A 23,920-nucleotide genomic window follows, 5' to 3' on the forward strand; every position below is an offset into this window, starting at 1 on the left:
AACAAATTATTTACTCATGTTACGCAGCTTCGTCTTTTTAAAAGCTATGCCGCGTAATCAGGAAAATTTTAATTGAATTTCCCACGCATTTTTTTGATTTTTTTTATAAAATTTGTCGCTGACAGCATAACCAACCACCAGTGCCAATTCATCATTGATATATATTAAAGGAATATGATCTCGCAGCCAAGGAGGAATATTCCATTCCTGAAAAAGCTTTTTTAACTGCTTTGACTGACCGTGCCAATAAAAGAGCTCTCCCCCCCTGCGAAACCGGATATCGATATGGCTGCCTTCAGGAAAAACCAAACCTCTGGTAACACGATTCACCACAAGACGCCCCAGGTCTGTTATTTTCAAAGGTTCTGGAAAATGTGGCCAAGGCGTTTTTTCAGGCACTTGCATGTTGTCCGTTTTAAGCAGAAACAACTGTTTTCGATAACGACGTATCTGAATCTGTTCCCACTGCACCATGGGCTCGGCGTCTTCCCTGACAAACATCACCTCATCTATGATGCGCTCAATAATGACCGCTGACGGCATTTTTACGCCATTAAATTTTAACCAGAAGCGAAGAACATTGGCGATTCGTTCCTTTCTTAATGGCAGCAGTGACTCAAAAGCCAGTATTGAACGGGTTAAAGATGAAGAATCCAGATCAAGCCCTGCCAAATCTTGCAGATTTTGGCGGGCCTGCTGACAAAGCTCTGCGGTTCGGGCAATATTTTTGCTCACCGATGGCCAACGTTGTTCCAATATCGGTATGATCTCATGCCGAATGAAATTACGGGTAAATTTTACCTCGAGATTAGTTTCATCTTCGATCCAATTTAACTGCTGAGAAACCGCATATCTTTTTAACTGTTCTCTAGTCACTGTTAGTAAAGGTCGAATCAACTCTCCCTTCCCCAAAGTTGAAATTTGCGCCATTGCTGCAAGGCCATCGATACCTGCTCCTCTAAAAAGCTGTAATAATACAGTCTCTGCCTGATCATCTTGATGATGCCCAAGAAGGATAGCGTCGTTTTCTGTAAGCAGGGACGAAAAAACATTAAGACGAGCCAGGCGAGCATTTTCTTCAATATTAGCGCTGCGGTCAAAATCAATGGCTCGCCAAATCATTGGAATAGCCTGCTTTTGACAAAAAAGCTCACAATGCTTTTGCCATTGAGCAGCATTTTGGCTTAACCCATGATGAATGTGGATGGCCGTCAATTTTTTTTTAAGGGGTAAAGATGTGGACAATAGATGCAACAAAACCGTTGAATCCAATCCACCGCTAAACCCCACAAAAAGCCGTTTAAATTTTTTTAAATAAGCAAGTAGTGGCTTATCATTCAGGAAATTAATCACAGGCTCCCATTGCCATGTATTTCTGGTAACGCAATTCAATCAAGTCCTCTGGCGGCATATGGCGAAGTGCCTTTAATTCATTGAGCAGCACGCTTTTTAAACGACTTGTCATGTCCTCTACATCACGATGCGCTCCGCCCAATGGCTCTTCTATGACCTTGTCAACCAGTTTATTTTCATAAATTTTATCAGCAGTAATACCCATAGCGCGTGCTGCTTCACTGGCTTTTGCCGGATCTTTCCAGAGGATTGATGCACAACCCTCGGGTGAAATGACCGAATAAATACTGTATTGCAGCATGATAACTTTATCCCCTACTCCTATAGCCAATGCTCCGCCCGAGCCGGCTTCACCGGTAACAGTACAGATAACCGGTGTTTTGAGCCTTGCCATCTCAAATAAATTTCGGGCAATGGCCTCAGACTGGTTACGTTCTTCAGCACCAATACCCGGATAGGCTCCCGCCGTATCTATAAAGGTAAAAACAGGCATATTGAATTTTTCAGCCAGCTTCATCAAACGCAAAGCCTTACGATACTCCTCAGGTCTTGCCATGCCAAAATTACGATAAACCTTTTCTTTCGTTTTTTTACCTTTTTGATGGCCAATAACCATCACCGGAACATCCTCGAGCCGCGCCATACCTCCAATAATGGCTGGTGCTGAAGAATAACTTCGGTCCCCATGCAACTCTTGAAAGTCTGTAAAAATATGCTCGATGTAATCAGTTGTCTGCGGCCTGAGGGGGTGTCTTGCCATTTGAGCTACTTGCCAGGGCTCAAGATTGGTAAAAATATTCGCCATTAATTCCTTGCATTTGGCTTCAAGTCTTGCAATTTCTTCCGTTAAATTGACTTCGTTATCACTTCCTACCATGCGAAGTGCCTGAATTTTTTGATTCAATTCTTCTATAGGTTGTTCAAAATCCAAAAACTGTCGGCTCATGGGTCACACTCATTGGTAAATTTATCATCATGCGATATGATAACCTCAACTGCCATTTGACGCCACATCTATGGACTATTGATGAGTAAATCTGAGTTTAAAATTTTTTCTTTAAGCGATTGTGTCTTAAAAAACAGACAAATTGATCTCTGGTTTTTTTCTCTTCGTCATGAATTACCCAAGCTGCAAGCATTACTCAGTCCTGATGAAATCAAACGAGCAAACCGATTTTATTTTCCGCGCCATCAAAGACGATTTCGTCATGCCCGTGGTTTGCTGAGGGTCATTTTAAGTCGTTATCTTCACTGTCACGCAAAAGACATTAAATTTGAGTATAATCCACATGGCAAACCTGAAATTCATCATCAATCCGATGTGCAATTTAATGTCAGTCATACCGGTGAATGGGCAATCATTGCAGTTGGTAAGAAATATCCTTTAGGAGTGGATATTGAGCAATATTCTGCTCGTCCTTATCAAGGTATTGCACAACATCTGTTTTCACGTAAAGAGCAGGAAAGTCTGCTAGCCATGCCCTTTTTCCTCAAACCCTGGTTCTTTTTTAACGTATGGGCACAAAAGGAAGCTTTTATCAAGGCCTGTGGCGTTGGCTTGTTTTATCCTACCAATGAATTCAGCGTGATATCAGAGGCTGGAAACCATCAACAGATACTCGATAAAAGAAGCAACACCAGATGGGAAATTAAAACCTTTATGCCAAAAGCAGCAGTCAGCGCCGCCATTTGTCATCACCCGGATATCGATCAAATTCGTTACCTGCCACTTGAGAATCCTGCTTACCTTTTATCTGACTTATAACAAGACGATTGAACTCAGCCTCAATCGCAGCCCTTATAACGAAATCCGTTGACATTTATATCAGCTTGGCTGCAAAATCCTGATTTCCATACCTGCTGCCCACGCGCCTAAAAAAATCAGATTTTTTTAGGCTTTTTGAAAATGAAAAGATTCACTGAAATTCAACAATCCATTTTACATCATCTTCAAGATGGTCGTTGTCATAGCGGCGCTGAACTGGGCGAAGCCATGAATGTTTCACGTACAGCCATCTGGAAACAAATCCGGCAACTGATAAGTTATGGCCTGCCCATCACAACCCTCTCTAAGCAAGGCTATCAGTTAACCAGTCCCTTTGTTATGCTGAATGAGAATGAAATAAGACAACACATCAATACGGATAATTTTCATCCCTATAAATTTCATCTTTTTTCTTCACTGGATTCGACCAATCGTTACCTGAAAGATATAGCCGTTAGCTCTAACATTGATATCTGTTGCAGTGAAGAGCAAACACAGGGACGGGGTAGATTTAACCGCCACTGGCACTCGCCTTTCGGCGAAAATATTTATTTTTCCAGTCGCTGGCAATTTAATCACGATCTCTCCCGCTTATCAGGATTAAGTCTTGTGGTTAGCCTGGCTATTCTCCACACTTTGAAACAACTGAAACTCTCGCAGAACATCTCCATTAAATGGCCAAATGATATTTTATGGCAAAATAAAAAAATATGCGGTAGCCTTGTTGACATCATGGCGGAAAGCAATGGTAATACCATGCTCATTATCGGTATAGGATTGAATGTAAACTCACATACAGAAAATCAATTCATTGAGCATAGACCTTGGTGTTCGCTTTTTGAAATATCTGGCCAATATTTCAATCGCAACCAGATCATTGGGTATCTTATTAACCAGTTGAATACCTATTTAAAAAAATTTTTCAGAGATGGCTTCGAAATTTTTAAGGAGCAATGGCAACAACACGACTATCTTGCCGGCAAACACATCTCGGTAACGCAACCCATTGGGGCTTTACATGGTCTTGCCAAAGGAGTGACAACCTCAGGAGAACTGGTTCTTGAGGATAAAGGAAAAAAGATTCATTATCTGTCTTCAGGAGACACTTCCCTTCATTCTGACTTATCAGAATCAAATTAAAAAAATTGAGCAGGAAATATGTGGTTCAATCTCCTATTTGACGGCAGCACATGCCGGCAAACTTTAGTTGATGGAAAATACAACCTCGAATTATCGCAGCATCGACCACGGCATCTATACGAAGCTCTGTTAGACCCCGCTATCAAGTAGCGGGGATTCGATGTAAAAAATAACTTTGGAAAAATACAACCTCGAATTATCGCAGCATCGACCACGGCATCTATACGAAGCTCTGTTAGACCCCGCTATCAAGTAGCGGGGATTCGATGTAAAAAATAACTTTGGAAAAATACAACCACGAATTACCGCGGCATCGACCGCGCTATCTATGCGAAGCTTTGTTAGGCCCCGCTATCAAGTAGTAGGGATTCGATGAAAAAAATAACTTTGGAAAAATACAACCACGAATTACCGCGGCATCGACCGCGGTATTGTAAGTTACAAAAAATTATATAATGGCCATTAAGAGAGTAGCCCCTTATTGTAAAAATAAAGGGCACGGGCGTGAGCGACCGTCGCGGAATAGGTTTTAACAACCGTCTGGATCAAGGTACTCTAGCCCTGCTCTCGAAACGTTTGAATAGTTGAAAGGACTCTGATTAAAGAACGTCCGCTTACAATCCTAAACAATAAAATTTCGAGGCGCGCATGTCATTATACAGTAATTATATTGGTATCGATATTGGAAAAATTTCTTTTGTTGTAGCGATGTATGGCTCAAAAAAGATATACGAATATGAAAATAATCCGACAGGTATTAAAGCGTTTATAAACGATTTCAAGAGTAAATTAAAATATGCTTTAACTGTATTAGAAACGACAGGCGGTTATGAGATGCAATTATTGCTCACTTTGTGTGAGTCAGGGTTTGCAGTACATCGAGCTAATACACGTAAGGTCAAAAATGCATTGAAAAAAAATCTTGGCTCCAACTTTTCTCTGCGATGACTAAACTCCGCGAAATTGCCAAAACATAATAGCCAGACTAGATTTAAAAAACATCATAAGAGAAACTTAAGAAGGGGCTGAAAATGGATTTGAATCTACAACATGATAAAAAAAATAAAAGATTCTACGTTGAGATAGATAATAAGGAGAGTGAGTTAAAATATAAAAAAGTTGATGAAAAAACACTGGACTACTTTACGACTTTTGTCCCGGCAGATCAAAGAGGCCAGGGAATTGCCGCCAAAATTACCGATTTTGCTTTGCGATATGCTAAAAAAAATAATTATAAAGTTTTGCCAACCTGCCCTTTTGTAAAAAATTATATTGATAATCATCCAGAATATAAGGATTTAGTAGTGAAAGAATCAGACTCAGAGGAAGAAGATAATAAGTCATTAAAAAAATATTGGCCTTTAGTTTCATTAATCCTTGTTTCTATTCTTGCAGGACTCGCCCTTCTCTGGCAAACGGGTGGTGGAATGCGGGCATGGATGCACTATTATATGGGTGTATTTCTCGTGATTTTCAGCACTTTAAAAGTATTTCATCCCCTTGATTTTGCCGATGGCTTTGAGATGTATGATATCATCGCCAAACGATCCCGAGTTTATGCCTACTGCTATCCACTAATTGAGTTGTTTCTGGGTCTGGCCTTCCTGTCTTTCTTTTTACCAATACTGACCTATATTGTCACTATTATTATTTTTACCATTGGTTCAGTGGGCGTTATTCAGGCATTACAAGAAGGATTAGATATAAAATGCCCTTGCATGGGAACAGTGTTAGATGTGCCTTTATCAACAGTCACTCTTACCGAAGACATAAGCATGGCTGTCATGGCTTTTATCCTTCTGGTTATTAATATCATTTAATTTTTTTATTCATTTTTAGCGACCTCTCTGCGTCAAGAAAACATCATGAGCAATCATGCTCATGATCCACCAGATTCGTGCTGTTTCATAGCTACCGATATGCCTCGGTAATGTAATGACTCTTGAATATCGCAATAACTGCCAAAAAACTGATTATCTCCAGTGGAAATCGATTACCCTTTTGGCGATGTGGTATTTCTAAAGATTCCCTAAAAACACCCGGATTTGATTTATTTTAATGCATATTGTATAATATATTGATATTCAGAGGGGGTTAAAAGTGCCTGGAAAAGATGAGAAAAAAAACAATTTATCAATCCATGAACATGCAATTGCAGCTAAAGAGTATGCTCGTGAGCGCATCCTGCAGGGTTCCACCCAATTAAGTAATAATGAAATTCCTCTTTGGCGGACTTTACACCATATGGATGGAATATCAACCAAAAGAAATCTGGCAAAAAACACATCCCGAAATTTAAGTTTAGAGTCTGATCCTTATGTCCGAAGTTTTGAAGCTGATATCCTTATTTCAAATAAATTGTCTATCGGGAATTGCGGTGAACTTGCTTATCAAGCATTAGATTATTTCCTGACTGAAACTGATTTCAGGGCTGAAGTCTATCATATAGTGAATGGCGATCATGTGTTTCTGGTGGTAAACCGCGATCCAAATAGTGATCCTGCAAAGCCTGAAACCTGGGGTAGTGAAGCATTTATTTGTGATCCATGGGCAAACAAAGTGTTTAATGCGTCTGACTATCAATCTGAATTAAAAAATTATTATGGTAATAGTGGCTTTGAGGCTCCTAGATATGAACCGTACGCAAAACTCTGTAATACAGAAGCCTTTAGTCCAGAAAAGCATTCATTAGCCCCTACAAAAAACATCAATACTGATTATCTAAGAAAACATAGAAAAACAGAGAATTTAAAAACGGAATTTGAAGCAGGTATCGAAGCATTAAAAATATACACATCTAAACTAGAAGCACTTCATAGGAAACTGGTAGAAAAATATGGGGAAAATGATACCAAGGCAGTAGTAATGGCCAATAAAATCACCAGATTAAATAGGGTGCAAAGTAGCCTTAAAAATGGGTTTGAAAAAGTTCAAAATGTCACCAGTTACCGTGAAGTGAGTACTAAACTCCATCGACTCCATCGAAAATTCGACAGCGCTTTAAACTCTATTCATTTTGATCATGAAGAAAGTAACGCATTGTTTGCTAGAAGAGATACCAAATCAACACGTGGTAAACTAATGAAGGCTTTCGATATTCCATCTAATACTGAAAAAAAGGTTAAGTCAGCTCAGTCAGCGTTTAGAAAGGCCTATCAAAAATTCAAAGAATCAGAAACTAAAGAAGAAAAAAGTGCATTTTATAACCATAGCATGATGTGCGGCCGGCGCTAGAGTCTAGTGGTCTCGTCCGGTAAATACCAAGATTTGTTCCGCAAAAATTTTTGAAAATATAACCCTTATTTCTACGCAATCCTCCGTTTAAAAAAAGCATCTCAAACACAAAAATGATCAATAATTTCTCAACTTAACATTATGTTAAGAAATATGGTCCATAATTAATCTTATATTTTATAAAAAATTCATTTTTTAAGTTTAATTAGTGCCTATCATGAAAATTTCAGTTTCTCAAGCTTTATTAATTCTTCTGGATAAATATAAGAAAGATAAAGCTCGTTTTAAAGAATTAAAATCCTTATATTTATCAGGGGCAAAGGACGAGAAAAGCCTTAAGCTAATTAATAAGTATTTAAATGATGACATACTACAAAAATATGAAGTCTCTCGTGAGCCTGAAGTCATTAATGAGGATAGTTCCAGACGTTATTTCGAAACACATTTAGCTTATGAAACATTAAGCAGGAAAATAGATGGTTTCACGGCAGAAGAGATAAAAACCTATACGCAGTGGATAAAAGAATTGGTACCTGATTACTACAATCAATTATGGGACCGTGTAGTAATTGAGCATAAAGGAAAAGCTGATAACATTGAAAGGGAATATTCTGATTTTTTTAATAAATTAAAAAATCATGAAATTTTTACTGATTTTTCTGAGGAGAATAGAGGAAAGATTGTAAATATTGTTGCGGCTGCTTTCATTGCGATGGTTATTGCATCAAACAAACCCGACGCACTTCCATTGGATATTTATGGTGAAGGAATTTATCTGGAAAGAGGAAAAAAAGACAAATCAGGTCAAAAATCAACAGCAACCAGTGCTTATGGGCTATTAAGAGGACATTCACCATTACCAAGAGATGATAAAGCCTTAATGGCAAAACCTCAACGATTTCTAAAACCCTCTGATCAAGCTACCTATGATCTTCAAGCGCAATGGGTAAAAGATAATTTTGATCGTTTAGTCCACCCGTTTTCTAACTCAATATCAGGTACAATGTTGTGCCAATTACGCGCGTTACTTAAAATCAGAGAAAACCTGAAAGCGTTAGACAGTAATTTTCAATTAGAAAATCCTGAACAGCTAATTCCTCTGTCGCCTGAGAAATTGGAAACGTTTATGACCACTTTCATTTCTGTCATGCTGTTCAATTCAGGCGGGCACACTTTATATGAATACGCAGCGCCTCTTGAATTGGACAAAGTACAGGAAGCTTTCTCTGATGTTGAAGGTTTTAATCAGCTAAATTTAGAAGAATTGTTTTTAACCTCTAATGAGGAAGCCTTTGATGTGGCTCTAAATAAAGCAATTGAATACAACAATCAACTCTTGCTTAAAAGCGATATACATCAAGAAATTCAGGAAAAGAAAACGGCTTTTGACCTTAAAACGCTAAAAGCAGCCATTGAGGAATCCCCTTTTTCAAGCAATGTAAAAGAAAATTTCAATCAACTATTAAATGATAGTGATGTGGATAAAGTTAAGATGTGTTTGATTCAAGCTGAAAAATTGAATGATATTATTCAAAAAAATGAAGAAAGGGTGAGTTCAGAGCTATTTTCCTCCTACCGCCAGGGTTCTGCACGCCACAAGATAGTTACAAAAAATCTCAATGAAGCGATTGATGCACTAAGTCATGGTGAAGTAACTCATGTTACGCACTAAACCTTGCTGCTCCCTGAAATTTAATTAAAATTTCATCCCTGATTTTTAGGGAGGAAGATTTAATGGATATGCTTGATATTTATAGTGACTATTTGATTTGCCAGAATAAATATGCAACAGCTACAGGTTTATCGGAGATGTTGGATGGTGAATTTGCTCACGACAAGGTGACACGATTTTTACGACTACAAGATTTTGGTTCCAAAGCGCTCTGGAATTATGTCAAGAAGTCAGTCAGGGAGAGTGAAGCATCAGACGGTGTTCTTTTATTGGATGACTCGATTGAGGAGAAGCCTTACACGGATGAGAATGAAATTAATTGTTGGCATTATTCCCATGCTAAAGGTGATGTGGTCAAAGGGATTAATATCCTGACCTGCATGGTTCGGTATGGTGACTTCAGTGTTCCTGTTGGTTATGAAGTTATCAAAAAAGACGTTGCTTTTTGTGACATTGAAACAAGGCAAGCTCGCAGAAAGTCATCCACGACTAAAAATGAACTTTTTCGCAAGCTTATCGCACAAGCGGTTAGTAATCATGTGTTGTTTGACTTTGTACTTGCGGACAATTGGTTTGGCTCGAAGGCCAATATGGCTTACATCCATAATGACCTTCAAAAATCGTTTATTATTGGGATTAAATCTAATCGAACCTTAGCTTTATCCAAAAACGACGCCAACAACGGACGGTACACAAAAGTCAGAGAATTAGAGCTTGAAGAGGACATAGCCCACACAGTCTATCTCAAGGGATTAGACTTCCCAGTGAGGCTTTTGAAGAAAATTTTCAAAAACGAAAATGGTTCTACAGGGGTTCTCTATCTCGTTTCTAATGACATGACCAGCAGTGCCGAACGTCTTTATGAAGTGTACCAGAAACGGTGGCGGATTGAAGAGTATCACAAGTCAATTAAACAAAATGCAAGCCTGAACAAATCTCCAACCCGCACGGTTAAAACACAATCCAATCATATCTTTGCCGCAATCATTGCATACTGCAAACTGGAAATGATGAAAATAAAGACAAAATTGAATCACTTTGCCATCAAGTACAAATTAATACTCAGGGCTAACCAAATTGCTATGCAGGAGTTAAAAAATATGGCTCGTTAAAGTCGATTGTGCGTAACATGAGTGAAGTAAGTCAAGCTAAAACATTAATTGAACAAACGATTTCTCAATTAGACCAATATCAATCCAGATTTTTCCAAACTAAAATGCCGGAACGGGCTATTCTGCAGGAAATTTATGGGAATATAGATCGAAGCATCGCTGATAAACGTTCTCAAATGGAACTTTAGTTTTACTGAAACCTGTTTTATCGACTTTAGCCATTTTTTAGGGGGCGAATCCCCGCTACTTGATAGCGGGGTCCATACGGAGTTTCGCGTGGATACCGCAGTCGATGCCAGGGTAATTCGCACCATTCTATTTTTCTCAAGCCATCGATTTACAGCAACTTCGATAAATATAACAGGTGTGCTTCTATGGTCTTTAATCTATTGTATTCATTTACTTGAAAAATGGCTAAAGTCCAGGTTTTGTGGTACTGTTATTTGATCAATACAAAGCCATTATGGTAATATATTATCAGTCCTCAGTGTACTTTCTAAAAGGAATTAATAATGAAACATCTTAAAAAAATTGATTCAAATGGAAATTACACAAAATTTCCTGGAGTAACGATAGCCGCATCGGTCCAACTCCCTGTAATGCAAGAGAACCCGTGGCTGGAGATCTATAATGCGTTAAAAAAGTCGACCATCATTTCCAAGTATTATGCATTACTGCCTTATCAAAGTTATCATATGACAACCTGTAATTTATACACAGAAGAAGATACTCCTGAGTGGTCAGAATTCATTACATCCAATCTCGAATTTTTTAAGGCTTTGCACGAGTCTCTCAAGCAAAATGAATTTAATCCTGAAGTAACGATTAAAATGATTTCAACGGCGGGTGTTTTGCAATTACAGCTGTCATTGCCCCAAAACCAAGAATCTATTGTACAATCCATCGCTAAAACATTTAAATTGGAAGACCGTATGCCTTATGATTTTCATATTACTTTGGCTTATGAATATAGAATGATGGACAATCAAACATTGTATCAAAGCATTAAAGATGAATTGAATGAAATCATCCAACCATACCTGAATAAAAGGATTATCTTGAATGCACCAACATTATATTATTTCGAAAATATGACACAATTTACTCCCTGGGATGCAAAAACAAATCCTTTTGAGGTAAAAAAGACTAACAATGCTTCTTTTTTGAGTTTATTTACAAAACCTAAAACAAAAAAACCGGTAGATGAATTGAATTCCAATGAATGCATTATCAGCTAGGTTCTGTGAACCAAATTTTTCGCGAAGCGAAAATATGGATAGTTGAGTGCCATTGTGTCTTTGAATGAGGCGAATAGCTGGCTCTATTTAACGAATTCAAAGACTCAATGGTACCCCATTAGCCGCATTTGCATCTGTGAAAATTTTGGTTCACAGAACCTAAAGCACGTGTCGTCACACTCTAAAGCGCTTAAATATCCTTATTTTATCTTAACGCGTCCCACCAATCGTTAAAGCATCAATTTTTAAGGTTGGCTGTCCTACCCCAACAGGTACGGACTGTCCGTCTTTACCACAAACACCGATGCCGCTATCAAGAGACAAGTCATTACCTATCATGGAAATTTTTTTCATAACCTCAGGTCCACTGCCGATCAATGTAGCCCCCTTGACCGGTGTTGTGATCTTCCCGTCTTCAATAAGATAAGCTTCGCTGGCTGAAAAGACAAATTGCCCTGAAGTGATATCGACCTGTCCACCGCCAAAATTCACGGCATATAATCCCCGCTTAACAGAACGAATGATTTCATCTGGCTCATACGATCCAGCAAGCATATAAGTATTGGTCATTCTTGGCATGGGCACATGAGCATAAGATTCACGCCGACAATTGCCAGTTGGCTTCATTCCCATCAACTTGGCATTCAGTTTATCTTGCATGTAGTTAACCAATACACCATTTTCTATCAGAGTGGTACATTGGGATGGCGTACCCTCATCATCCACAGTAAGTGATCCTCTTCTGTCTTTAAGTGTACCGTCATCAACGACCGTAACCCCGGAAGCGGCCACTTGTTGACCGATTCGTCCAGAAAAAGCAGATAATCCTTTACGATTAAAATCACCTTCCAAACCATGACCAACTGCTTCATGAAGCAAAACTCCAGGCCAGCCAGGGCCTAAAACCACAGGCATTGTACCAGCAGGAGCGTCTTCGGCTTCAAGATTGACCAATGCTTCTCGTACAGCCTCACGTGCATAATGCAAGGCATTGTTCTGCTCAGTGAAATAGGAATAAGCCACCCGGCCACCTCCACCGGAACGGGCTGTCTCACGTCGCCCATTTTTATCTTCTACGATCACGCTGACTTGTATGCTGACCAGTGGTCTTACATCAGCTATCAGCTGACCATGCATACCAGCTACCATCACCACTTCATAGCTACCACTTAAAGCAGCATTGACCTGCTTAACTCTCGGATCAATAGAGCGAGCTTCTTTATCAATCATTTCCAGCAAAGCAATTTTTTCCTGTTTAGTCATTCCTTCGATGGGATTAACAGCCTGATAACGACTGACAGGAGCGCTGGGAATCTGAATCGATTGTTTTAATGGAGAACCAGAAACGGCAATAGATTGTGCCGCACTTGCAGCGCGTTCTATGGCCGGCAATAAAATATCATCGCAATAAGCATATCCGGTTTTATCCCCGCTTATCGCACGTATTCCCACGCCTCTGTCAATGGAAAAACTCCCGCTTTTAACCTCAGAATCTTCAAGATACCAGGACTCATAACTGCAAGTCTGAAAATATAACTCTGCATCATCGATCTGGGGTTTCATCATGGAACGAATTAATTTGTCAATAATTGATTCATCCAAAGATGACGGTATAAGTAATAACTCTTTGGCGATATTTAAAGATTGAGACATAAAATTACCTGCTTAATACATGATGATCATTACAAGGAAACTGTTTCCTGAGCTTATGTAACCAGTTTAAATCAATATCTGCAGAAAGCACACCCATTTCAGTTTCAAGCTCTGTTAGTGTTCTCCCCCAGGGGTCAATTATCATACTATGACCATAGGTTTGACGACCATTCTCATGCTCGCCACTCTGGTTTGGCGCCACCACATAACTCAGATTTTCAATGGCACGCGCCTTTAACAAAACCTCCCAGTGTGCTAAACCAGTTGTTGCTGTAAACGCTGAAGGTATGGTGAATAATTCTGCACCTTTTAATACTAATTGTTGATATAATTCCGGAAAACGCAAGTCATAACAAACACTCAGACCAATTTTTCCTACAGGTGTATCCACAACCACCACATTATTTCCAGGCTCTATTGATGAAGATTCCTTGTGCGCCTCATGTTCCGACACCCTTACATCAAAAAGATGAATCTTATCATAGCGTGCTACGCAATGACCGCTTTGATCATACACTAATGAACTGGCACGTACCCGCCTGCCTTCACCTTTAATGGGCAATGTGCCAGCTATAACCCAGATGGTAAACTGCTTTGCCAGCTGACTTATTTTATCTTGTATAGGCCCATGACCAAAGACTTCCACTATGTCTGACTTATCGGTTTCTTTTTTGCCCATGAGAGCAAAATTTTCAGGCAAAACAATAAGTTCTGCTCCTTGCTCATGAGCTTGGGCAATTAATTGTTCAACCAAAGTCATATTATCTTCTACTCGTGGTAAAGAAGTCATTTGGGCGATTGCGATTCGCGCCATGATAAAGCTCCAAAAAATAACGCTCATTAACATAGCTGTATCGTGAAATACAGCAGACACAATCCTTTAAGATACTCATGTTACGCAGCACTGTATTTTTTAGAAGACTTGGAGGTAAAAAAGACAAAGCTGCGTTACATGAGTAAGATATCTAAAATTAAAAAGGATTATGGTTCTTGAACTAGCTTAATCAGTCCTTTTAAGGCAAAATGACAGGATTTAAAGCGAACATCCTGACGATCCCCGGTAAATATCTGATGATCTTGCAGAGAATGCTCCCCTCGAGATGACCAGGCAAAATAAGCGGTACCTATGGGTTTGTCCGAACTGCCACCTGAGGGTCCTGCTATGCCTGTCACTGATAAACTGACATCGGCTTCGCTATGTTTCAACGCACCTTCAGCCATCGCCACAGCCACTTGCTTACTCACCGCTCCATATTTCACGATCATGGATTCCGGTACATCGAGCATTTCCTGCTTGGATAAATTACTATAGGTGACAAATCCTCTTTCAAACCAAAAGGAAGAACCAGTTATTTCGGTGATGGAGGCTGCGATGAGCCCCCCTGTGCATGACTCTGCCACCGCCAGTTTCAAATTTTTTTCTGTAAATATAACAGCCAGATTATTTACTAAAGAAATAATCTCTTTCCATTTCATGCTATTCCTTAAAAACTTATGTTACCCAGCACTAGCAAAGCTGCATGAGTAAAAATAAAAAACCCTGTATTGTAAGATACAGGGTTTTTAAAGATAAAAACACTACTATGGAGTAGGCTGAGCTGTTTCGTCAGTGTTATTATTGATTTTTTGCTTGGCTTCGTCCATCTGTTGTTTAGCTTCATCCATTTTTTGTTTAGCAGTGTCCATATCTTCTTTTGCAGTTTGATCTTTATTCATTTGCTCATCTTTTTTCTGTTCCATAGCAGCATTTGCCATGTCTTCCTCTTGCTTCTCAGCAGGACTTTCGCCACAAGCTGCAAGAGTTACTGCCATAAATGATGCAATTAACAACATGACTAAACGTTTCATATCCATTCTCCCTATGTAATATTTTTATTGAAACTCCAGGTCGTGTGGACATATTCTTTCACGAAAATATACTTATAGCCGTGAAAGAATATGTCTACACGACCTAATACAATTCTAGCAAAAACTTTCAATAAGTGAAGGAATTAGCAAAAAATATTCTTATACCTCCATCCATTTTCTCCAGTACATTTTATTGAATGAAAGACATACAAGCATCAATTTGATAAGATTTCGGTAAAAAAACAAATAAGCAGTGCCATAATGACAAAAGATCACACCCCCATGATGCAACAATATTTGCGCATCAAAGCGGACTATCCGAACATGTTATTATTTTACCGTATGGGTGATTTTTATGAATTGTTTTATGAGGATGCCAAACAGGCTGCAAAGCTGCTTGATTTGACCCTGACTCATCGGGGGCAATCTGCCGATAAACCCATTCCCATGGCCGGTGTGCCTTATCATGCGGTAGAAAATTATCTTGCAAGATTATTAAGAAAGGGAGAATCCGTCGCAATATGTGAGCAGATTGGTGATCCGGCAACAAGCAAAGGTCCTGTGGAAAGACAAGTTACGCGGATTATTACGCCAGGTACTGTCACCGATGAAGCCTTACTGGATGCAAAACAAGATACCATCTTATTGGCCGTTCATCAGCAACAATCTATATATGGGATGGCATGGGTTGATCTCAGCGGAGGGCGTTTTCATTTATTACAAGTTGATGATGAAACTCAGCTGATAGCGGAACTTCATCGTCTGAGACCGGCTGAAATTCTTGTCAGGGAAAACAATCCACCCAATCTTAGAGTTACTGAATTGATCATCAAGCACCGTCCCGCCTGGGAGTTTGACATGGAAAAAGCCAAACGGCTAATGCGTGAACAGTTTAAAACCCAAGACCTGTTTGCCTTTGGTGAAGCTGACCACCCTGTAGCACTGGTTGCCGCCGGTTGCCTGCTTGCCTATCTTGCGACCACCCAGAGACAGACGCTACCGCATTTGCAAACCGCAACACTTGAGCAGAGCAATGATTACTTACATCTTGATGCTGCAACGCAAAAACATTTAGAATTATATGAAAATCATTATGGCAGGCATGAGAACAGTTTGCTCGATATTATTGATCACACGGCCAGTGCTGCCGGGAGTCGTTTGCTTAAACGCTGGCTCTACAGGCCCCTACGTCAATATGATATTTTAAAAAAACGTCAGCAAGCCATCAGCGAATTCATCTCCCGAGATAAAACGGAAACCTTACATTCATTATTAAAACAAGTTTGTGATATAGAACGCATCAGTTCAAGAATTGCCCTCAAATCAGCGCGTCCACGTGACTTGGTTCAGTTAAGAGAAGCCCTGGCTCTATTACCTGAAATCAGTAGCATTCTTGCTCATTACCAGGCTGCTCTAGTCAAAGAACTTAAGATAAACATCAAACCTTTACCTGATTTACAAGACTTATTGAAGCAAGCTATCGTTGATACTCCCCCTGCTTTAATAAAAGATGGGGGGGTCATCGCTCCTGGCTTTGATGATGAACTGGACGAATTAAGAACCCTTAATGACAATGCAACGGATACCTTGATTCAATTCGAGCAAAAAGAGAAACTACAGACCGGACTTTCAAGCTTAAAATTCGGTTACAATCGTGTCCAGGGCTACTTCATTGAATTATCAAAAAATCAAGCCGACAAGGCACCGAGTCATTATCAACGCAAACAAACATTGAAAAACGTAGAACGCTATATTACTCCTGAACTAAAATCCTTTGAAGAAAAAGTGTTGACAGCCCAGGTTAAGGCTCTCGCCAGAGAAAAATGGCTGTATGACTATCTGCTCAATGAAATAGCCCCTTTTGTTTCTATCCTCAAATCGTTAGCCAGTTCGCTTGCCGAAATAGATGTTTTATGTAATTTTGCCGAACGTGCCCAATCTCTGGGTTGGTGTTGCCCCGAACTGGTGGAAGAAGAGGGAATTCATATTGAAGCCGGTCGTCACCCCGTCGTCGAACAATTATTGCAGCAACAGTTTATTGCTAATGATATGCAGCTTTTTCCCGGCCGAAATACACTTCTTATCACAGGCCCCAATATGGGTGGGAAATCTACCTATATGCGCCAAACAGCGCTTATTGTTCTTCTGGCCCATATCGGTAGCTACGTGCCGGCAAAACGCGTCCAACTTGGTCCAATTGATCGTATTTTTACTCGTATAGGCGCCAATGATGATCTGGCCTCTGGCCGTTCTACCTTTATGATAGAAATGACTGAAACAGCACAGATCTTAAGACAGGCCACCCAAAACAGTTTGGTATTGATCGATGAAATCGGGCGTGGAACCAGCACTTATGATGGAATGGCTCTGGCTTATGCCACTTGCATTTATCTTGCTGACATCATCAAGGCCTACACCTTATTTTCCACTCACTATTTTGAACTGACTACCCTTTGTGAGCAGTATACAACCATAAGAAATGTTCACTTAAAAGCCTCCTTGGAAACAGGGGCAATTGTTTTTCTTTATCGTGTGGAAGACGGGCCTGCCAGTCGCAGTTATGGTCTGGAAGTTGCCCAGCTTGCCGGTATTCCGCAAGAGGTTTTAAGCATGGCTAAAACTCACCTGGGACATTTTCAACCATCCATACATGTTCATGAATGCCGTAGAAGTGCTTCGCCTTCATCAGCAGCGCTTCGTGAATTAAATAAAATTAACCCCGATGATTTATCAGCACGAGAAGCCCTTAATCTGATTTACAAACTTAAGGCGCTGGAGACAATGGATGCTTGCTAGAAATCGGCGAAGCATCCTGGATGATTTAATGTGCAGAAATAAAAATTATCCTGCTTTTAAAGGCAATGTATCTCGAAAAAAAATTTCCTTTTTACTTAAGTCAGTTTTTCGTTATCTGTTTCTGTTACTCACCTGTTTACCCTTGCTTGCTGCTGTCCAAAAAACAACATATGACATCAGAGGAGTTAGTGGAGAGGTCTTAAAAAATGTTCAGAAGCGATTGGATGAACTGGCAAAACAACAATCCCAGCCCCTTACACAATTACCTGCTACAAACTTAAAAGAACAAATAAACAAAGCCATTGAACCTTTTGGCTATTTTAAAAGCAGTATTAATGTGCGTTCACAGAATAACCACTTGTTAATTCTTATTCGCCCCGGGACTCAAATGCATATAAACCAATTAACGGTAAGCCTGACCGGTGAGGGGGCAGGCAATACTGAATTGAACAAAACAATAGCTAATCTTCCTATAAAAGAGGGAGACCCATTATTAACTCCTGCCTATAATGAGGCCAAAGAGCTTATATTAAGCACAGCCGAACATCAAGGTTATCTGAAAGGCTCTTTCAGCACTGCGGAAATATTAATTGATAAAAAAAATTACACCTCAAGCATTACATTGGTCTTTCATACAGGTCCACAATATTATTTTGGCCAAGTGATATTTAATCCCTCTCGTGTATCACCTACCGTGCTTCAACGCTATGTGCCCTTTCAACAAGGGCAACCGTATTCTACCGATAAAATTATTACACTCAACAATCAGCTTTCAGGTAGCGGTTACTTCAACTCTGTCGTGGTCAAACCGCAAATTAACTCAATGCGTCATGTGCCTATTATCGTCCATACTGAGCCTGTTCCACGCTACAGCTATACATTGGGAGCAGGATATGGAACGGACACGGGGGTTCGTGGCAAGGCAAGCCTGCACGTTATACCGGTTAATCGGCAAGGGCACAAATTTAATATGATTGCTCAAGGTTCTGTCAAAGAAAACGCTCTACAGGCGGAATACCTTATTCCGGGCAAAAATCCGGTAACGGATCAATATTCGTTGGCAACAAGTCTTGGTCATATAGATTATGACAGCGGCAATGGCGTTTCTGCTCTTTTTTCTGTCTCACATCGACATATTCTGGAACGATATCAGCGTATTTTATCTCTTAATGGTTTATCTGAACGCTATTCTTATACGAATCAAACCAGAACGGATCAGTTTCTACTATACCCTAAAGCCAATTTTACCTTTCGTAAAATCAGCAACCCTTTATTTTCTCCATCCGGATACAATGTCAGTCTGAATGGTTTGGCAGCAGTCCGGGGCCTTGGCTCACAAGTCAGTCTTGGCCAGATGTCTCTTGATGCAAAAATGGCAATTACCTTTGATGGTATTCGTACACGGTTTTATATTCATGGAATCCAGGGAATAACAGCCATAAACGACATTAATCAACTGCCTTTATCTTTATCCTTATTATTAGGTGGCAACGACAATCTTAAAGCTTATAGCTTTAACTCCATTGGTCCCGGTAAAATCCTTTCCTTTGCGGGAGCTGAAATTCAGAAGGAAACCGTGAATAAATGGTATCTTATTGGCTTTTTGGATGCCGGTGATGTGTATAAGCCCAGAGCGAAGGCATTTAAATACGATGCCGGCATCGGGTTGATGTGGGTTTCTCCTCTCGGTCCAATTAAGGTAGGTGTCGCTCAAGCCATCAACCATCGTTTCGAGCGTCTGGCTGATAGAAGTCCGAAACTTGTGATCAACATGGGGCCTGATCTCTGATGAAAACATTAAAAGCCATGCTAAAGGCAGCGTTTTATATATTCGCAATTGTGCTTATTCTGCTTACAGGACTTCTCAGTTTCCTGTTATCAACTACACCTGGCATTTATACCAGCCTTAAACTGGCCAATTTCATTTTGCCTGGATCCATCCAGATAAAAAAACCTCATGGACGTTTAATCGATAAGTTTTCCGTGGCTGAGATCACATACACAGATGAAGCCCACTCCATTGTACTTAAAAATGTGTCCATCCACTGGCATCCCGCATCCATTCTCTTTAAAAACCACCTTGTGATCAAATCATTTAAGGCGCAACGGTTGAATGTATCGATTGCCCCTAAAAAACCCGAAGACATTGCAGACACAGCTTTTGAATTACCACAATTACCTTTAAAAATAACTCTCCAGCAAGCTTCTGTAAAACGGATTAAATTAGTGGATACAGGGCAAATCTTTAAAAACATCCATCTTGAATCGACCTTAACTGAAAACAAATGGTATATAGAGCGATTGACATTCAATTATCAAGACATCCGGTTTGTCCTGAGATCGAACATAGTGCCAAGCCTGCCTTATGCCATGGATTCTTTTTTAACAATTCAAAAGACTTCCCCTAAAGGTCTGCAATTTAAGGGAGAAATTAAGGCTGCTGGTGATCTTGGTCTTTATCATTGGGAAGGTACATTTACTCAACCTGCCCAATTGCAGTTATCCGGCCGGTTAAAAAACGGAAAATATCTGGAAAATGTCTTTCAGTGGCAAAACATCAAATGGCCTGTAAATCGGCAAACGACATTGCAAACAGGAAAAGGCAACCTGACCATAAAAGGCAGTCTTTCAAATCTTGATATTGATCTGGATACTCAAATTCAAGCGCCTTCTGAAGGAAATTGGCAACTGCATATTCATGGGCAGGATAAGCAATTCACAGCCTATTCAACCCTTCATCTCGATCAAGGTTCAATTCACAGCGAGCTACAGATTAATCCTCAGGCTCAAAAGACATTTGAAGGAACAATCAGCAGTAAAAATCTTGATTTAAGTTTTTTTCTTCCCGGCTTAGACAAACTTGCTTTCAACAGTCAGTTTTCTGGAAAAACATTGGATACACTGACCGTCGATACGGATATAGAGGCTCAGTATTGGGGAAATCATTTAGAGGCATCCGCCCATTTTATCCACAATAAATTACAGGCTAAGGCTAAGCTTGGTAATAATGTTCTGCAAATCAATGGCCGTTTTCCCTACCAATGGGACAGCTATATCAGTGTTCCTCAACCCGCCTTAATCCACCCTTCTCTCAAAGGCTTATCGACCACGCTCACGGTCAATGCCTCTCTCAGTAGTGCCACAGAGGGCAAACTTAGTTTGGTTCTTAACGATGGATACTATAAACTTCCAGACGATAGCCCCGTCTCTGCCTTGCATTTTAACGGCGGTTCGCTGCAAGGAGAATTAAAGCAGGATGGGATATCTGCAAAGGGCAGCTTTACCATTGACCCACAAAAAACATTGAATTTATCTCTGAAACTGCCGCAATTTCATCTTAAAGATAGGCTCACGGCCAACCAACCTCTTGAAGGAAGTCTCCATTTAACCATCAATTCTTTGCATTTTCTTGAAAGTCTGAGCCAATACATCAAAAAACCGCAAGGTGATTTAAAAATGAACCTGCTGGTCAAAGGTACGATTGCCAACCCCATGACAGAAGGAAAAATACAACTGAACAACGGCGAAATTCTTCTCCCAAAATCTGGTCTTCATTTGACCAATATCGATACCGGTTTGCTGACTAAAAATAACAACTGGCAACTTAAAAGTTCGATTACCTCAAAAGATGGCGCTTTAAAAATAAACGGTCAGGGTCTTTTTTATCCAGATGTGACTGGAGAAATAAGCGCTAAAGGAAGTGATGTAGAGCTCTTTAACACAAATGAATATACGCTCAATGTATCGCCTGATCTCATCATAAAATTCAATGGATACAATACCGATATCCGAGGCTCAATTTTAATTCCTAAAGCCGACATCACCCCTCAGGATTTTACCGAGAGTGTGAACTTATCCACTGATGTTGTCTTTAAGGAAGAAAAAGAACAGCAACGTGATGCAGCGAACATCAGCGCCGACATTAATATTATCATGGGTAATGCGGTCAAATTGGATGTCAGAGGTTTAAAAGGGTTTCTTGACGGAGCCATCAGACTTCAGCAGCAGGCAGGAGGAAGCCTTAATGCCAGCGGTAATTTATCCATTCGTCAGGGAGCTTATACAGCCTACGGCCAGGATTTAAGTATTGACCAAGGTGAATTAATTTTTACTGGCGGTCTGCTAACCAATCCCGGTATCAATTTAAGAGCTGTGCGTCATTTTTCAAATGCTAACGTTTCTTTTTCAGGTTCCAATCAATTATTTGATTTTCATAATACCAACCTGCAAAGCACTAATTTTGCCAATAATACCACCGTAGGTATCGAAGTCACTGGACGGTTGAATTCACCGGATATCCAGCTTTTTTCCAATCCTGCCGGCATGTCTCAGGCGGATATATTATCTATGCTCTTGCTGGGTCGACCAGCCCATCAGGCCGATCAGGCTGGAGGACAGCTTTTATTGTCCGCTATCTCGGCTTTGAATCTGGACACCGGTACACAAGGGACTCAATTACTGAATCAACTTAAGGAAAATCTCGGTTTTGATTTTGATGTACAAAGCACATCCACGTATAATCGACAAACCCATGAGGTCAGTGACTCAAATCAGTTTGTTATCGGAAAATCACTTTCTAAACGACTCTATTTAAGTTATAACATTGGCATTTTACAAACCGATTCAAATGTATTGATCTTAAAATATTTACTTAACAAATATTTTACCCTTCAGGTAACAGCAAGCGATACGGGCAACGGTATCGATTTCCTGTATACTCGACAAAAAAAATGACATGAGAGAAAAATATGAGCTCATATTCAATTCCTTTAAGGCTAACCCGGTTACGCCGCAATGAAAAAATACGTTCTTTGATAAGGGAAACTCGACTGAGCCCGGAGCAATTGATTGCTCCCCTTTTCATCAACCAGAACATTATTCAAAAAAAAGAAATCAGCAGCATGCCCGGACAGTATCAGTTCTGTCTTGAAGATTTGCCAAGCGAAATAGACGAAATCTCACAACTTAAGATCCCGGCTGTTGTATTGTTCGGCATCCCCGAATATAAAGATGAATGTGGCAGCAGTGCGAGTCGGTCTGACGGTATCATTCAGCAGACCATTGAAAAAATCCGTAACAGCAATAAAGATATTTTCCTCATCACTGATCTTTGTTTTTGCGAATACACTGATCATGGACACTGCGGTATTTTAAAAGAGGATCACATTGATAATGACAGCACATTAGAAGCACTTTCACTACAGGCTGTTAGTCATGCCAGAGCCGGCGCTGACTGTGTTGCCCCCAGCGGAATGGTGGACGGTATGGTGGGTGCTATCCGAAATGCCTTAGATGAAAACGGTTTTCATCATGTTTCTATACTAAGTTACAGTGTTAAATACTGTTCCAGTTTGTATGGTCCTTTTCGAGAGGCCGCTGAAGGGGCGCCCAAGTTTGGTGACAGAAAAACCTACCAAATGGATCCCGCCAATGGTGCAGAGGCCTTACGTGAAGCCCAACTGGATCTGTATGAGGGAGCTGACATGTTAATGGTTAAGCCGGCCATGAATTATCTTGACGTTATCTATCGTCTAAAACAGCATTATCCGGACGTTCCCTTATGTGCTTATCAAGTGAGTGGAGAGTATGCCATGCTAAAAGCGGCTGCCAGCAAAGGATGGATTAATGAGCAGCAGGCCATGGTGGAAAGCTTGACAGCCATCAAACGTGCCGGAGCAGATTTTATTATTTCTTATTATGCGAAAGATCTGGCTCGATTGCTATCGTCGAACGTTTAACTAAATTATTCAGTTACGCAGCACGGTATTTTTTAGAAGACTTGGCGCATTTTGGAATTTTAAATGTTCATTACTCCATATAAACTGCGCTTTAAAATTCCAAAATGCGTCCAAAAATGCAAAAAAGACGAAGCTGTATAACATGAGTAAATTAAAGCTTGTTATGACAATCACAATGCCCTATATTAACCATTTGGGCTACTGACACAAGTAAATCATGATACTTGTTTATGTCGAGTGGATGTTAAATTAGGCGTGTGCCAATGAGTCCTTCAGCTGCAAATTGAGGCTGATTAGCTCAAATTCCATCCTAAATTCGTTAATAAGAGTCCTTCGGCTTATTTAGAATAAAATTTGAGCTAAAATCTGTT

The 23,920-nt window shown here is 40.0% G+C and carries 19 protein-coding genes and 1 pseudogene; 14 read left to right on the forward strand and 6 right to left on the reverse strand.

The window, feature by feature from the left end; all coding sequences use genetic code 11:
- Positions 1 to 57 precede the first annotated feature (57 nt).
- Together tilS and E4T55_RS02385 are read right to left on the reverse strand one after the other, a co-directional pair.
- Positions 58 to 1,353, reverse strand: a complete 1,296-nt coding sequence (gene tilS / locus E4T55_RS02380; RefSeq protein WP_058500709.1) for a tRNA lysidine(34) synthetase TilS — start codon at positions 1,351 to 1,353, stop codon at positions 58 to 60.
- Positions 1,346 to 2,299 carry an acetyl-CoA carboxylase carboxyltransferase subunit alpha gene (locus tag E4T55_RS02385; RefSeq protein ID WP_058500708.1) on the reverse strand — a complete coding sequence of 318 codons (954 nt, stop codon included), beginning with the start codon at positions 2,297 to 2,299 and terminating at the stop codon, positions 1,346 to 1,348. The genes tilS and E4T55_RS02385 overlap by 8 nt, the downstream gene beginning before the upstream one ends.
- Positions 2,300 to 2,380: 81 nt before the next feature.
- Between E4T55_RS02385 and E4T55_RS02390 the strand changes: the two genes are divergently transcribed.
- The 10 genes and pseudogenes from E4T55_RS02390 to E4T55_RS02425 all read left to right on the forward strand — a co-directional run bounded on the left by E4T55_RS02390 (position 2,381) and on the right by E4T55_RS02425 (position 11,514).
- Entirely contained in the window at positions 2,381 to 3,118 is a 738-nt protein-coding gene (locus E4T55_RS02390; protein ID WP_058500707.1) for a 4'-phosphopantetheinyl transferase family protein, read from the forward strand.
- A 141-nt stretch (positions 3,119 to 3,259) separates the two neighbouring features.
- Positions 3,260 to 4,258, forward strand: coding sequence for a biotin--[acetyl-CoA-carboxylase] ligase (locus E4T55_RS02395; protein WP_058500706.1), 999 nt, complete (start codon positions 3,260 to 3,262; stop codon positions 4,256 to 4,258).
- A 648-nt stretch (positions 4,259 to 4,906) separates the two neighbouring features.
- Positions 4,907 to 5,173, forward strand: a pseudogene (locus E4T55_RS02400) (IS110 family transposase); the annotation flags it as partial.
- 116 nt (positions 5,174 to 5,289) lie between these two features.
- Positions 5,290 to 6,078, forward strand: a complete 789-nt coding sequence (locus tag E4T55_RS02405) for a GNAT family N-acetyltransferase (RefSeq protein ID WP_058501814.1) — start codon at positions 5,290 to 5,292, stop codon at positions 6,076 to 6,078.
- Positions 6,079 to 6,358: 280 nt separating this feature from the next.
- On the forward strand, positions 6,359 to 7,492 hold the full coding sequence (locus tag E4T55_RS02410; protein ID WP_058501813.1) for a hypothetical protein: 1,134 nt from the start codon (positions 6,359 to 6,361) through the stop codon (positions 7,490 to 7,492).
- 217 nt (positions 7,493 to 7,709) lie between these two features.
- Positions 7,710 to 9,164: a hypothetical protein gene (locus E4T55_RS02415; protein WP_058501812.1), complete on the forward strand. Its 1,455-nt coding sequence runs from the start codon at positions 7,710 to 7,712 to the stop codon at positions 9,162 to 9,164.
- A 62-nt stretch (positions 9,165 to 9,226) separates the two neighbouring features.
- Positions 9,227 to 10,276, forward strand: coding sequence for an IS701 family transposase (locus E4T55_RS02420; RefSeq protein ID WP_115325247.1), 1,050 nt, complete (start codon positions 9,227 to 9,229; stop codon positions 10,274 to 10,276).
- Between the two features lie 17 nt (positions 10,277 to 10,293).
- Entirely contained in the window at positions 10,294 to 10,464 is a 171-nt protein-coding gene (locus tag E4T55_RS15160; protein WP_156411820.1) for a hypothetical protein, read from the forward strand.
- A gap of 88 nt (positions 10,465 to 10,552) precedes the next feature.
- A complete protein-coding gene (locus tag E4T55_RS15165; RefSeq protein WP_167758041.1) occupies positions 10,553 to 10,723 on the forward strand; it encodes a hypothetical protein in 171 nt (56 codons plus the stop codon).
- A 65-nt stretch (positions 10,724 to 10,788) separates the two neighbouring features.
- Positions 10,789 to 11,514, forward strand: coding sequence for a DUF1868 domain-containing protein (locus E4T55_RS02425; RefSeq protein WP_058502465.1), 726 nt, complete (start codon positions 10,789 to 10,791; stop codon positions 11,512 to 11,514).
- 210 nt (positions 11,515 to 11,724) lie between these two features.
- Here the strand turns inward: E4T55_RS02425 and tldD are convergent, their stop codons facing one another.
- The 4 genes from tldD to E4T55_RS02445 form a co-directional block, all read right to left on the reverse strand.
- Positions 11,725 to 13,167, reverse strand: coding sequence for a metalloprotease TldD (gene tldD, locus E4T55_RS02430; RefSeq protein ID WP_058502466.1), 1,443 nt, complete (start codon positions 13,165 to 13,167; stop codon positions 11,725 to 11,727).
- A 4-nt stretch (positions 13,168 to 13,171) separates the two neighbouring features.
- The gene (locus E4T55_RS02435; protein ID WP_058502498.1) at positions 13,172 to 13,981 is read right to left on the reverse strand and encodes a carbon-nitrogen hydrolase family protein; all 810 of its coding nucleotides are present in this window, start codon (positions 13,979 to 13,981) and stop codon (positions 13,172 to 13,174) included.
- Between the two features lie 167 nt (positions 13,982 to 14,148).
- Positions 14,149 to 14,643 (reverse strand): CinA family protein, encoded by a 495-nt coding sequence (locus E4T55_RS02440; RefSeq protein ID WP_058502467.1) that lies wholly within the window; start codon positions 14,641 to 14,643, stop codon positions 14,149 to 14,151.
- Positions 14,644 to 14,748: 105 nt separating this feature from the next.
- Positions 14,749 to 15,015, reverse strand: coding sequence for a DUF4398 domain-containing protein (locus E4T55_RS02445; RefSeq protein WP_058502468.1), 267 nt, complete (start codon positions 15,013 to 15,015; stop codon positions 14,749 to 14,751).
- Positions 15,016 to 15,276: 261 nt separating this feature from the next.
- Here E4T55_RS02445 and mutS point away from each other — a divergent pair, with 261 nt between their 5' ends.
- The 4 genes from mutS to hemB are packed head-to-tail and all read left to right on the forward strand — an operon-like array spanning position 15,277 to position 23,549.
- Complete coding sequence (gene mutS / locus E4T55_RS02450) at positions 15,277 to 17,811, forward strand: DNA mismatch repair protein MutS (RefSeq protein ID WP_058502469.1); 2,535 nt, start codon at positions 15,277 to 15,279, stop codon at positions 17,809 to 17,811.
- Complete coding sequence (locus E4T55_RS02455; RefSeq protein WP_223168275.1) at positions 17,801 to 19,600, forward strand: autotransporter assembly complex protein TamA; 1,800 nt, start codon at positions 17,801 to 17,803, stop codon at positions 19,598 to 19,600. The genes mutS and E4T55_RS02455 overlap by 11 nt, the downstream gene beginning before the upstream one ends.
- A complete protein-coding gene (locus E4T55_RS02460; protein ID WP_115325260.1) occupies positions 19,600 to 22,545 on the forward strand; it encodes a translocation/assembly module TamB domain-containing protein in 2,946 nt (981 codons plus the stop codon). The genes E4T55_RS02455 and E4T55_RS02460 overlap by 1 nt, the downstream gene beginning before the upstream one ends.
- A gap of 14 nt (positions 22,546 to 22,559) precedes the next feature.
- The gene (gene hemB / locus E4T55_RS02465) at positions 22,560 to 23,549 is read left to right on the forward strand and encodes a porphobilinogen synthase (protein WP_058502471.1); all 990 of its coding nucleotides are present in this window, start codon (positions 22,560 to 22,562) and stop codon (positions 23,547 to 23,549) included.
- The last annotated feature ends 371 nt before the right edge of the window (positions 23,550 to 23,920 follow it).

The organism is Legionella israelensis, assembly GCF_004571175.1.
GTDB lineage: Bacteria > Pseudomonadota > Gammaproteobacteria > Legionellales > Legionellaceae > Legionella_D > Legionella_D israelensis.